We start from the raw sequence: 13,452 nt of genomic DNA, 5'->3' as shown, positions 1-13,452 counted from the left end.
ATAATTCTTGTCATAAGTAGAGATATCAGAGGTGGAAACTGATGTTGTTCAATAGCGTTCGTGCGCTCAGGCTTGTGAGCTCTTAATTCTTTAAAATAAAGGGTTCGAGCTAAAGGAGTTGAGGTAATGCGAGGTTATGTCTAAATACAGTTATTAATATACTAAGATTGGTGCGCCCACAGGGACTCGAACCCCGATCGATCGCTTAGGAGGCAACTGCTCTATCCTGTTGAGCTATAGGCGCGTGGTGGAGTGCTATTGTAAAAAAAAGGTCTGACAAAAGCAATGCGTAATCATTAGGTAGCGGGCTTTAAGCTTATTTACCATTGCTAAGCGCGTCGGATACATCTACCGAGAGCTCGCCGGTTGCTTGTTTGGCGCGTGAACTTGGCTGAAATAAATTATCCATATCATTCTTATAACCGTCGATATTGGTATAATTATGCTGGCTTAAGATATCTTGTCCGGTACTTGAGAGCAAAAAGTTTCTAAAATCAATGGCCGCAGGGTTTTGTGTCAATACAACACCATCTACCGCTTGCTCACCTTGCATAGCATAGCTAAAAGAACTCAGGCTACGGGTATTGTTATTATCGCTTTTGGCGTGAGCAGCCACTTCTGCATCAGTTGCATTTACACCATCTTCTACTGGGTTATCTTGGCCGCTACTATCATTTAATTTGTTTTGGTTGTGCTTGTTTTGAGCGGTTTTTAATTGTTTTTGCAAAGGCGCTAGGCGCTCTTTTGACAGTTTGCTATTAGCAATGATTAAATCGGTATTTACCACAAAAGACGTACGCTCATCGTCAGTGCGATGACTGTCGGCAAAATCATTATCAGATAAAGTTAAAAGGGCAGTCGCAGGGACATAATTCGTCAGTATTTGCATATTTGGATAGCGTGCTTGAAAGCTTGCAATAACAGCGTCTAAAGGCGCTTGTAGCTTATCTTCTGCCTGGATGTGCAAGGTGCTTTTCGCAATGGTATTTTCGTCAGTGTCAGCAGTCGATGCATCATTATTATTGGCCATAATTGGCAGAGGATCCATGTTTTTGCGGTTACTGGTCCATAACCAAGTAAAGATGGCGATAAAAATAATCAGCAGCAGTAAAATAAGCCCCGCCAATAGCAGCTTGTAATCTCTCATAAGTTACCGCTCTTTTTTGGTTAATGTGGTGAATGATGGAGTAGATAATAAATGGTAACAGATTTATTCTTGATGGTTTAATACTTCGTCTACTAAATCTGCCAACATATGAGCAAAAATATCTGCGTCTTTTGCTACAGGGGCTGATGTGCTTGGCTCGCTACTTTCTTGCTGGATAGGAGTATTTTTTTTACTAGTACTAGAGTCATTGGACGCGACCGTTTGGTCGCTGGAAATAGGAGCGGTCTGTTTATCAGTCGCTTGGACAGCTGTTATATTACCAGACAATGCTTGCAAGGTCTGATGCGCGGCCAATGGCGATTCGCCGGTGGTAAGTTTGTCTTTAAGCCATTTAAAACCATGAGTATCCCACCATGCTTCAAAGCGTGGTAACGTGCTGCCACGCACTGCTGCTGGCAAGTTTAAAGTACGAAGCTTTTGGGCCAATATCGGGTCGCTAATGGCTTGATGAATACTAAGATAAAGACCACTGCTATCATCAGTATAAGGCTGCCTGTTTTGCCATGACCGATCATCAATTTTCATGCGGGGCAATTCCCACAGCTCACCGCGGTAGTATACAACATATAACCGGCGTTTAGGATCAACGAAAATGGCATCAATGGGACGCATGGGCATAGTATTTTGTTATCTCTTTGACAAAAAAAGTTTAGGTAAAGGGTATAACGACATCCGTTGTCGCAAGCACTCTTGCTTTACAGGTGACATACTGGTAAACCACCGCGAACAGTGGCACACTGATCAGCAGCTTGCACACGTGATTAGCATTTCTCGCTAGCAATCGTTTTACTACCAGTCACAGGGTTTTATTTATTAATAGATACTGTGTATAGGTACTATAATGACAACTATTTTTAATCGACATTATGCTAGCAGAAATGCAATAGACTAACGAGCAGCAAACATAGATTGATGAGTGTTGTCTGCCGCGTTTCTTCTCACTAAAAAGTATGAAACCATAACGCCATATTCAGCTTTGACGTAAAAATCACAAGCTCGGCGTATCTTTTTCCATAGTCCAGTTTTATTACTCCAAACAGATTACATCCCTTATGTTTATCATTATTCAGTCGCACCGCACCGAACATCTTGTTGAGCAGCTACTCACTGCTTATCAGTCTAAGAACCTGCCTATCTTTGAAGAGTTCATTGTTATCGTACCATCAATGGTATTGGGCGATTGGTTGGACAAGTCGATTGCCAGTCAGGCAGGTATTAGCACTTTGGTGACCACTAAGTTTTGGGGTCAATATCAGTGGACCTTGATGCAAAAGGTCTTGGCTGAGCACAATATCTGGCTTGAAGCCAATCAGCGAACGCAAGAAATTGTGACGGTACCCGAGGTTGCGGTATTGACTGGAGCAGTAATGCAGTGGCGGCTGTTTGGTTATTTTACCTATTATCAAGCGCAAATCATGGACGATGAGCAACATCCTTTGTATCCGCTGCTATCGGCGCTGCTTGATAAGGAGGCCGATCGTAGTCAGCAAGATGTGCGTCTATGGTCGCTAGCAACCGATTTTTCGCGGGTATTTAGCCGTTATTTGACCCACCGTGAGGATTGGTTAAAGTTATGGTCTGCTAATAAAGCAGTCGATGTCGAGCTTCTGATCGCCGAAAAAGACAAGCTCACGATGGAGTTTGATAAGTACGCTGGCAGCACACCTGAGTGGTTGGTGGCGCATTATACTGAGCTTGAAGTGGCACAGCGGCATTTATGGCGATTATTATTTGCCTCAGTGTATGAGCACCGAGCCTCGATTGAGACGCGTTTTTGGCAAATTATGGCGCAAGATAAAGCCAATAGTGGAGTCGATATACAAGCCATTTTGCCAACACAGCTGCATATTTTTACCATTCAGCAATTACCGCAGAATGAGCTGAACTTCTTGCAGCGCCTATCCACTTACATGGATATCATCTTATTGCATTACAATCCATCGCAACTGTTTTGGGCAGATATCGTCGACAAGCAGTGGTTGCAGCGTCAGCAAGTGATTAATCCTGAAAGTGTGTTTTTACGTGATTATGGACATACGCTATTGTCGCGTTTGGGCAAACAGTCGCGTGAGACCTTTGCCATGCTGGCAAGCCTGTCGGGTAATGAAGATAGAAATGGTTTTAAGCTTGATTGGCAGGATAAGTTTGATGTAGATACCCCCGAAACTGACGTGCAATCTGAGCGACCGTTAAGCTTACTTGCACATCTGCAGCAAGATGTGCTTATGCTCGATGAAAGCGCAACCCAGCAAACGACTGCTGGGCGTCTGAGTGCCGCGCTCAGCACGCAAATTCAAGATAGTAAAAATATCCTAAGCAATGATGATGGTGCTAACACATTATATAGTGACGAGCATTTAAAAGGTAAGCGCTACGAGCAGCCCCGCCAATGGCAATTGTCGCAATATGACAATAGTCTAAGCATTCACTCTTGCCATAATCTGCAACGCCAGCTTGAGATATTGCGCGGTATGATTGGACGCTGGTTAAATGAAGCAAACGAAGATGGCAGTATGCGCCATCTCTCAGATATCGTTGTGCTACTCCCCGACGTGGATCGTCATCATGAACTGATTAACTCGGTATTCGTGAATGGTGAGGGGCAAGATGGTCTGACGCTACCGGCCAAAGTCACGGGTGTCGTCGACAAATCCATTCGCCAGTTATGGGAAGCGATACGTGGCTTTTATGGATTATTGGGCAGTGAAAGCGCTCGTTTTGAAGCGGCTGAGGTTTTTGATTGGTTGATGCTGCCGCCGCTATATGAAAGCCTTGGTTTAACACACGAGCAGATGAGCCGCGCCTGTGATTTACTAGAGCAAGCAGGGTTTGTACGCGGTTTTGATGAAGCGCATTTGCAGCAAACCCTTGACGTCGATGACTATGATTATCGGTTTAGCTTTGCCCACGCCCTGGATAAAGTGGCGCTGGGTTTGGTCATGCCGGAGGCGGATATTAGCGACTGCCTGTATCCTGATAATTGGCAAGATAATGCTTTGGCAGAAAAAACCGTGCCGATGTCAGCGATTGGTTTGGACGATGCGACAATTATTGAAGCCTTATGCCGCGTCTATAATGGCTTACATCATTGCCGTTACGAGTTTGAAGCCCGTTATAATGCCGAAAGATGGCTCAATAATATTGAGAACCATATCATTCATCCATATTTTGGTGCGCTTGACCAAACGCGGCCGATGCGCGCTATTTTTAACGCGATGAACGGCTTTAAAAGTAGCTTACGCGCCAACCGTCATTATCAGCGCTATCATAGCGAAAATGACAATCAGTCACCTACGCCAGTAGAGAATGGAGCACCAGAAAATCTATCAAGCTCACTACAGCTTGAGGCCAGTCAAGTAGAATCAAGACTATCACAAGTCAGCAATCTGCCATTAAAGCTGAGCTTTATGCTCGATAGTATCGAAGATGAGTTAGAGAGCCAACAAGTCAGTGCCGAGCCAACAGGGGTGATTACCTTTGGGCGTTTTGGTGCGCTGCGTAATGTACCGTTCGGCTTGGTCGTGATGTTAAATATGGATTTGGCTGAGTTTCCCAATCGTGACCGCGATAACCGTTATGACTTGATGAAAGCTGGGCTGGCACGTCGCGGTGATCGATTTAGCGAAGATGATGATAATGGGGCGTTTTTGGATGCGCTGCTTTGTGCGCGCAACGCTTGCTGGATTTTTTATAATGGCCAGCGCTTGACCGATACCCATGAGCACCTGCCCGCCAATCCGGTGAGTGAGCTCTTGCAATTCTTAAAAGGTGAGGTGCAATGGCAGTGGGATCCGCTAAAGGCTGAGCAGCTTAATACTCAAGTATTAACGACGGAAAATCATGAAGAATCGGCGTTGGCAATGCAAGTGCAGCGTTACCTGCCTAAGCTTATCGAGCAATGGTTAGTGACGCGTCATCCAGCGCTGCCTTTTGCCGAAGAAGTATTTGTGCAACCAGACGCCCTTAATGGATCATCTGCTGCAAATAATTCAACATCCGATGAAAAGGATGGTGAGGTTCTGATGGACTTGCTTACCCGCGCTATGCAAAAAGAAAAAGCCTATCATCAAAGTACCAATGCGCCAGCCAAAGTATGGCACGAGGTATTTGAGCGCTTAAGCTCTCAAGATGACGCTACTTTGCCCACGCTTAAAGTTAAGCTACCGAGCGCCGAGAATTATGCCAATATTGCTCAGCGTCTTGACTTCAATAGCGCTTTGCATAAAGAACCTTTACCAAATATTGATGAGCGGTTTGAAATTAATCAAGTTGATATGCAGGCGCTATATTATCAAGTGCGTCACCCTGCCAAGCATTTTTTACGCGAGCAGCAAGTACATGTGGTCTTGCCTGAAGATGAGATGGCGCACCAAGAGCCTTTGTCATTATCAGGTCTAAGCGCTTATACGGTAAATACCCAACTGCTTGATGAATTGAATAAAGACAACAATGAAACGGCTGTTAAATCACTGAACAAACTATTATATGACCCTGTTATGCCCGCTGGCGTAGCGCGGCAATCAACACTGCAGTATCAGCAGCTAAAATTGCAACAGCAATGTCAAGAGTTCGCCGAGCAGCTATCGTCATTAGGCATAGATGCTCATCACAATGCCAGTCATTTTTTGCTAACCCCTTGTGCAGAAACCATGATCACGGTTGCGACCCCAGATATAAATTCGCACGGCAAATTACAAATTAAAGGCATGGTACCGGTTGCCAGTTCTAATCCTAAGCACAAGCATAACTCTAACCCTGATAACTCACAAAACCAGTCATCCTCACCTGAGCTGTGGTTAAATATCCTACCCAATAGCGCGCGCGCGCAGTATTTACTGCGCTTTTGGTTGGCACATGTTTATTGGCAGGTTGCCCGACGTACTACCGAGGCGCAAGTGGCTGCTGGCGATGGTAGAAGTATTTGGTGCTTTAATAAAGGCAGTGATGAGTATAAATTCTCTAAAAATGACAAAACCTTTGATCTTGCGCCTATCGCTTATGACAGCGCCCTAGTGGAGCTGCTTAAATGGGTAAGGTTTGCGCACATGGCGGGCAAGATACCGATGACGGTGCTGCCAGTTCATGCGCTTACTTATTTAGATAAGCTCAATAAAGCCCAAGCAAAAGATACCGATTATCAGCCCAAGCGTAGTGACTTTGAAAGTTGGTTATGGCCGAGCTTTAACAGTGATGTTATCTATGACACTTGCTCACAGCATGAGCTATGGCAATACATTCTTTATAAACAAGATGTCTTTGCCAAGTTAAAAGACGCGCTGCCAGCATTGACGTTGCCTTTATTTGGCACGATGGATGAATCTCTACGAGCGCTATAAGCCAGCTTTTTTAATAGTAAATAATAATGATGTTAATAGTAAGATTTTGAACAAGCGATTTTTTATGGATCAATATAACAACGCTAACCATACTGCTCATGACTTAGAGAATGTCGGTCATACCTATAGTGGTGATTATAATAATGATTATGGCCATACTAGCTCTGCTAATTTAGCGAATGATTTAACTCAAAACAATGCTAATAAGTCAGAAGAGCCACCTGCGATTCGTATCAAATTAAACGGTCAGTATCTGATAGAGGCGTCGGCAGGTACAGGTAAGACCTGGACTTTGACTGGTATTGTATTGCGCCTACTTATCGAAGCCAAACGTGCGCCTGAGCATATTATTGCCACTACTTTTACTCGTGCTGCTGCTGCGGAGATGCGCCAACGTATCCATGACCGTTTGGTTGATTTTTATCAGTTATTGCAATGGCTCAATAACGTGCAAGCAAACCCAAGCACGCATGCTATTCTTTACCTGCAGCTTGTTGATAGTAAAAACATTGCTGATAAAAAAAGTACTAAAAAAAATGCTACAAACGATGGTCAAGCCGATACGAAAGCGCTTAATGAAGCTTCAGATAAAAAAATCAGTACCGAGCAACGACAAGCCCGTAAACAATGGTTAGAAGAAAAAGCGAAACTGTCTGGCAATGCCGATTTGCTATCTGATCCTATCAATCTTTATTTATTAACGTATCTCTTGGACCATACCGAAGACTATCCATTGGCAGATGCCATGCGGCGCTGCGCCTTGGTGCTAACGACGATAGATAAGCTGTTTGTCGGTACTTTAGATAGCTTGTCACAAAAATGGCTGTCTGAATATAGTGCTGAGACTGGTCATCAGCAAGGCATCCAAATTAGCGATCAAGAGCAGATAGTCATCGAAAGTATCATTCATGATACCGTACGCGCGCATCACAGCTATTTGTACAATCAAAAGCCTGAGATTTATCAATTACTGCAACATACTAAGCGCTTGACGGCGCCTGCTGACCATATTGGCGTCGCGCAAAAATCCATGCAGTTTATCTCAACGCCTATTGAAGCGGTTGAGATGGGTGAAGAGATGGATTTTTCCGCTTATCAGCAAGCGTTAGATGCTTTTAAAAATTGCGATCTAAAGGATATTGAGCCGTATTTCGATATAGAGTTCGGTATTGAAAAAGGGTTAAAAAAAGGCGGTAAATTTGGTAAGACCATATACGCTATTGCGACTATTCAAAAATTGGTTCATCAATATGAGGGTGCTTTTTTCGCAAATTTAGATGCTGATTCTGAGAGTTTTTATGGTTTGGTATCTAGTCTTTTTATTAGCGAAGAAGATGGCGGTAATCTGTTTAAAAAGAAGTTTGATGAACAGCGTCAAATACTTGCTAATTTTGAAGGCATTCAATTATTAGTGTCATTATGTAGTTACACTGAACAGATTGGACTATATCTCGACGCCCTTATTGAAAACCTTAACCGTGACATTGCGTTAAAAGTTCGGCAAAAGCTGCCATCTATATTAGAAACGCGCCGCGAGACCACGTTTGCCCTACAAATGGTGCGCTTAAACCAAGCGTTATCAGGGAAGCAGGGCGAGCGGCTGGCACGTTATATTCGTCACCATTATCCAGTAGCGCTGATTGATGAGTCACAAGATATCAATGGTGAACAAGCGCGCATGATTGAGCGCATTTATTTATCTAAGAATAATGATAGTGCGAGCCTGCGCAGCAATCGCGGTTTTCTCTTGCTCGTTGGCGATCCAAAGCAAGCGATTTATGGCTTCCGTGGCGGTGACGTTGCCAATTATAACGCCATGAAAGCGAAGTTTGCTAAAGATACAATTATGAGCTTGGATATCAATCGTCGCTCTAATGAGCGCTTGATTATCGCGCTTAACCACTGGTTTGGCAGACCGACTCCTGTCAAAGACTTGCAAGACTCTACTTCTGATAAAGCCATTTCTGATAAATCCAGTCAACTGGCGCAGTTGGGTAAGAGTATTTATTATCAATATATCACCGCTGCCAACACAGATTTTCGCCTGTCATGGCAAATGGCGATAGAGCAAAAGCAGAAAGAAGCATCTTTGCAAAACTTACTATCAAATAACCCTGTCAGTGTCATTCATCTGCCTTATGACAAACAGGCGAAGCACAACGCTTGTGAGCTCACCGCGCTACATATCGCAGCATTGCTGGCAAGTGAGCAAACGCTGGAAGGACGGCCCATCAAGCCAAGTGATATTGGGGTGCTCGGTCGCCGGAAACATGAGCTAAAGCAGGTTGAAGATATGCTCAGTAAACTTGGTGTCCCAACGCTAGAAACCGCTGAAAAAAATGTCTTTGATACGCCTATCGCTGCTGACCTAGCCGCTTTATTAGAAGCCATGCTGCGACCACATCGCCGTGACATCATTAATCGGGTATTGACCAGTAATTTTTATCAGATGAGTCTCAATGAGGTACAAGCATTGATGCTCGATGACGATGAAAGCGAAGCGAATACTGATACTAATCAAACGCACCAAAAAATAGATTCTGAGCAAGCTGAGTTAAAACAGCGCTATCAAGATTTCCAGTTGTATTTAAAGACTGCCGCCTCGCATTGGCAGCACAATGGTATTTTATCGGCATTGCATTATCTGTTTGCTCGAAATCCTATGGTAAGCGCAACGAGTATGCCATCTGATAGACAAACTGATAAACAAGTGCAGAGCCAAAATATATGGGTCGGTCTTGCTGACTTAGAAGACGGCGCGCGTTACTTGATGGATTTACGGCATCTGCTTGATATCTTAGCACAGCATGGCATGCATATCGGTGAGCATGAGCTACTGGCATGGTATAAGAAAAACATGAATAGTAGCCGTACACCAGAATGGGCACAGCAGCAGCCATTGCCGACAGAGTCAGGCGTGCAGCTTATGACCATCCATAAGTCTAAAGGCCTTGAGTTCCCGATTGTCTATGTCGTCGGTATGGATGGCGCGAGTCCCAAAGCGGGCGGGCGCAGTAACCATAATTTATTTCTATACGATTCTGATATAGAAGACAACAAAACAGAGCGCCGGTTGTCCGCCAGTAAAGGCAAACGCTATAGCAAATCTACTAAAGGTGAAAAACCAACAGATTACTATGCCCAATTTGAAACCACGGAAAACTATGAAGAGCTTAGGCGACTGGCTTACGTGGCCTTTACCCGCGCCAGTGAACAGTTATATATGGTGCTTAGTGATGCTTATAACAAAACCGATGCTGAGCGTAAGCCAAGTCTGCAATGGCTAAGCTGTGAGGATCATAAGTTTGTATTACCAGATAGACTACAACCTTATATCGGCTGGCTAGAATACATAGCGATTGAGCCTATCGCTGAAACGATTCTTCAAACCAGTAAAGCTTTTCAAGATACCAAACTTCTTGAGGGTGCTCCTGAGTTGCAGACGCATAAGCGCATCGATTACCAAAGCGCTTATGCAAAGATACAACGGAACTCGTTTAAAGGTTGGGCGAAGACCAGCTTTACCGCGCTATCACGCCAGTTAAATGAACAAAGCCAAGCGTTAGCAGTGTTTGATGATGGGGTGGAGGATGAGTTAGATCTGACCGACAGTATTAACCTAACTAACTCTGTAGATAGCCATCAGCTTCGAGAAGATTTACTCGATAATAGCGAGATTGTTGGTAACCCTATCACCAGCGACAATATTCGCTTCCGCTTTGTAAAGGGCGCGAATGCCGGTACGTTCTTGCACGAAATTTTTGAAAAGATAGATTTTACCGATAACAGTAAATGGTCGGTTATTATTGATCAAAGTCTTCGTCAATATCAACTGCCGATCAGCTATGCCAGTGCTACGACGCAGCAACGCCTGCAACATAATACGGCTGTGCCTGTAGAGATGGAGGAAGGGATAGAGTCGGTTACAAGCAGTCAGTTAGGTGAAGCACATGAGCAGCTAATCGCTTGGGTGGCAGATGTACTGGATGCGCCTTTGTTGGCTTCTGGTCAGCCACTGCAAGCCATACCGGCTAGGCAACGTATTGCTGAGCTTGGGTTTAATATGGGGCTGTCAGAAGATTTTACCCCTGAGCGTATCAATCATATTTTTACGCAGTATTTACCTGACGAGCCTGAAAAACATATTGAGCTTACGCCCCAATTTTCTAACCATATTTATCGGTACTTACGCGGTGAGATTGATCTTGTCTATGAGTGCGCTGGCAAGTACTACGTGGTGGACTATAAAAGCAACTATTTAGGAAATAGCCTAAGTAGCTATAATAAGGAAAGCCTAAGCGCTGCTATGAATAAAGCAGGTTACTGGCTGCAAGCCGCTATTTACCAAGTGGCACTACATCGCTTTTTACGCTTGCGCCTAAAAGGTTACGTCGGCAATGAAGCACAGTATTTAGGCGCAGTAGAGTATGTATTCTTGCGTGGTATCGATTCACAAGGTACACAAAATTATGGGCGAATCCAGTGGCAAATACCGTTTGAGCTGGTCAATGCTTTGGATGAGATGTTTGGCAGCCCTAGCGCTTTGTGATTTTCAAATCAATAAACTTAAAATAATCATAAAAATGGATCAATAATGAGTGATGTGAAAAGTATAAACAACGTGAGCAAACCAGAAAAAGTAACCAACAGCACTCAAAATACTGTCGGTGATGACGTTGGTAACCGTTGGGCGACGACGATTGGCCAGTATTTATTGCAGCGCCGTGCCCAAACCCAGACTGCTTATAACAATCAATTGCTAACAGATGCTATGGTCGACTCTGAAGACAATCTAGATTGGTTGTTTGAAACTCTATTTGAAGTGTTGGTGCAGCGTTTAGAGGAAGGGCATACGGTATTGGAGCTTGATGGGTCTAATCATGAAACCAGCCTCAATTTTTTTGATGAAGATAGTGGGTTATTTGCTTGGCAGCAACAGCTATTACAACCTTTAGTACAGCCACTGTGGTCGGCATTCGTCAATACCAATGGGGCAGACATATCGACGACGGCGTTGTTAGAAGAAGAGTTATTGTGGGAAGCGGCGCTGCGTCAATCAACATTAGTAGCCTATGACAAGCGCATATTAGAGCAGCGCCGTAAAGCTTGCGTGGAACTTTATCACTCGCTAAAAAACATAACTATTAATAACGACTCAATAGAAAATAGCCTAAGCAAATTTAGTGAACAGCTAGATAAACACCCACTATTTAATAATGACACAAAAAACGAAGGCGACACTTCAACCCCTATCGTTTTTCAAATAAACGAGGACGCGCGCAAAAACTTAGACAATCAATCTATAAAAATAACCTTGTGGCTACATCGTACGTGGCAGGCAGAGTTCGCTTTGGCGCAGCATGTGCTACGTATTAAAAACCAAAGCCTAATAGAGCTACCGATTACACCTAACCCATTGCTGAATGATGAGCAGCAAGAGGCCATTTATATGGCAAACCGTTCGGCATTTAGTATCATCACTGGCGGGCCAGGGACGGGTAAAACCTTTACTGTTGCCCAGTTGGTTATGGCTTTACAGCAAGAGCAGATGACAGACGAACAAGGTAGCGAGCCAAAAGCAAATTTGGCATTGGCGGCGCCAACAGGGAAGGCTGCGCAGCGTATGCAAGAGTCGCTACAGGATGCCATACAGCAAGCGGGAGTCGCTTTACAGTTACCCGAAGCAAAGACCATCCATCGCCTGCTCGGTATCGGGCAGGGCGGTCGCCCACGCTACCATAAGGACAATCCACTCAGCGAAGACATCGTCATCATTGACGAAGCGTCGATGCTTGGGGTAGAGCTTGCTAATCACTTGGTGAGCGCCATAAAGCCCAATGCGCGTCTAATACTACTTGGTGACGCCAATCAGCTCGCGGCGGTCGATGCAGGGGCAGTACTGGCAGATTTATGTCGCATACCAGCGCTACAAGATGTCCATCAGCGTTTAATCGCAAGTCGCCGGTTTAAAGAGGACTCAGGCATTGGTAAGCTTGCTAAGCTGATTAATCAAACAGATAAAGCTCAGACCCAAGTACAAAATATGGCCGTCGTTTGGCAGCTGCTTGAAAAAGATGACGCATTAAGTTTTTATCATCTGACAGCGCATGACAGTCAAGAACACCACAGCAATATCACAAGTAATAAAATAGAAAATAGCCTAAGCAATTATAAATTTCTAAAAATACTCTCCAAAAATTACCTTAAATACTTCAACCAAACCCAAAAAACATTAACCAAAATCAAAAAAGCGAAATCCATACCAATTAAAGAGTATATTGCTGACTTTAATGAGCTTATAGAGCTACTTAATCGTTTCCGAGTTTTATCAGCTGGACATCATGGCCGCTGCGGCGACCATTACATCAATAATTATCTAAGCGAGCAGCATAAAACCCAGTTAAAGCTGCCACTTTCCAAATCACCTTGGTATCACGGTCGTCCAATTATGGTATTGCAAAACAATTATGAGCTAGGATTGTTTAACGGAGATATCGGTATCTGTCTGCAAGTAGAGCAGGGACGCCTACAAGTATTTTTTGAAAACAAAAAGTACGGTGTTAATATCAATATGCTAAGTGATGAGATGATTGCGACTGCGTATGCGATGACCATTCATAAGTCACAAGGGTCAGAATTTGATCATGTAGCGATTAGCTTCGATGACAATAATGCCCGCTTGTTAAGCCAAGAGTTAATTTATACTGCGGTCACCCGTGCGAAAAAACAGGTCTCTATTTTTAGTACTGCCTCGGCAATGACCTCGGCATTATCTACGCCAACGCTGCGTCAAACTGGGCTAAGCTTACAGTTTGAAAAATTGCTAGAGCAGGAGAGGGAGAGCGGCGTTGTCATTTAAAGCTATGAGAATATAGGCTGTCAGAGTAAGAAGGTAAAAACGAGCAAAAAAAAGCATCCGATTGGATTAATGCCAGTCAGTTAAGGCAA

At 44.0% G+C, this 13,452-nt stretch carries 5 protein-coding genes and 1 tRNA gene; 3 read left to right on the top strand and 3 right to left on the bottom strand.

The genetic code is table 11. The features are described 5' to 3' along the window. Window positions 1-168: 168 nt before the first annotated feature. The 3 genes from B2866_RS12305 to B2866_RS12295 form a co-directional block, all read right to left on the bottom strand. Window positions 169-244 (bottom strand) — tRNA-Arg (locus B2866_RS12305). A gap of 72 nt (window positions 245-316) precedes the next feature. Beyond that, entirely contained in the window at window positions 317-1,147 is an 831-nt protein-coding gene (locus B2866_RS12300; RefSeq protein WP_296194732.1) for a hypothetical protein, read from the bottom strand. A gap of 63 nt (window positions 1,148-1,210) precedes the next feature. Further along, on the bottom strand, window positions 1,211-1,786 hold the full coding sequence (locus B2866_RS12295; protein WP_296194731.1) for a hypothetical protein: 576 nt from the start codon (window positions 1,784-1,786) through the stop codon (window positions 1,211-1,213). Between the two features lie 434 nt (window positions 1,787-2,220). Here B2866_RS12295 and B2866_RS12290 point away from each other — a divergent pair, with 434 nt between their 5' ends. The 3 genes from B2866_RS12290 (at window position 2,221) to recD (ending at window position 13,363) form a co-directional block, all read left to right on the top strand. Beyond that, window positions 2,221-6,504, top strand: coding sequence for an exodeoxyribonuclease V subunit gamma (locus B2866_RS12290; RefSeq protein ID WP_296194730.1), 4,284 nt, complete (start codon window positions 2,221-2,223; stop codon window positions 6,502-6,504). A 64-nt stretch (window positions 6,505-6,568) separates the two neighbouring features. Then, window positions 6,569-11,053: a UvrD-helicase domain-containing protein gene (locus B2866_RS12285; protein WP_296194727.1), complete on the top strand. Its 4,485-nt coding sequence runs from the start codon at window positions 6,569-6,571 to the stop codon at window positions 11,051-11,053. 45 nt (window positions 11,054-11,098) lie between these two features. Beyond that, window positions 11,099-13,363 (top strand): exodeoxyribonuclease V subunit alpha, encoded by a 2,265-nt coding sequence (gene recD, locus B2866_RS12280; RefSeq protein WP_296194724.1) that lies wholly within the window; start codon window positions 11,099-11,101, stop codon window positions 13,361-13,363. Window positions 13,364-13,452: the final 89 nt, after the last annotated feature.

The organism is Psychrobacter sp. UBA3483 (assembly GCF_002377905.1).
GTDB lineage: Bacteria > Pseudomonadota > Gammaproteobacteria > Pseudomonadales > Moraxellaceae > Psychrobacter.
This window is presented reverse-complemented; position numbering and strand designations above follow the sequence as displayed.

Excerpts from the sequence above, each read along its gene's own strand:
- B2866_RS12300 (WP_296194732.1), bottom strand. The coding sequence starts at position 1,147 with ATGAGAGATTACAAGCTGCTATTGGCGGGGCTTATTTTACTGCTGCTG.
- B2866_RS12295 (WP_296194731.1), bottom strand. The coding sequence starts at position 1,786 with ATGCCCATGCGTCCCATTGATGCCATTTTCGTTGATCCTAAACGCCGG.
- B2866_RS12290 (WP_296194730.1), top strand. The coding sequence starts at position 2,221 with ATGTTTATCATTATTCAGTCGCACCGCACCGAACATCTTGTTGAGCAG.
- B2866_RS12285 (WP_296194727.1), top strand. The coding sequence starts at position 6,569 with ATGGATCAATATAACAACGCTAACCATACTGCTCATGACTTAGAGAAT.
- recD (WP_296194724.1), top strand. The coding sequence starts at position 11,099 with ATGAGTGATGTGAAAAGTATAAACAACGTGAGCAAACCAGAAAAAGTA.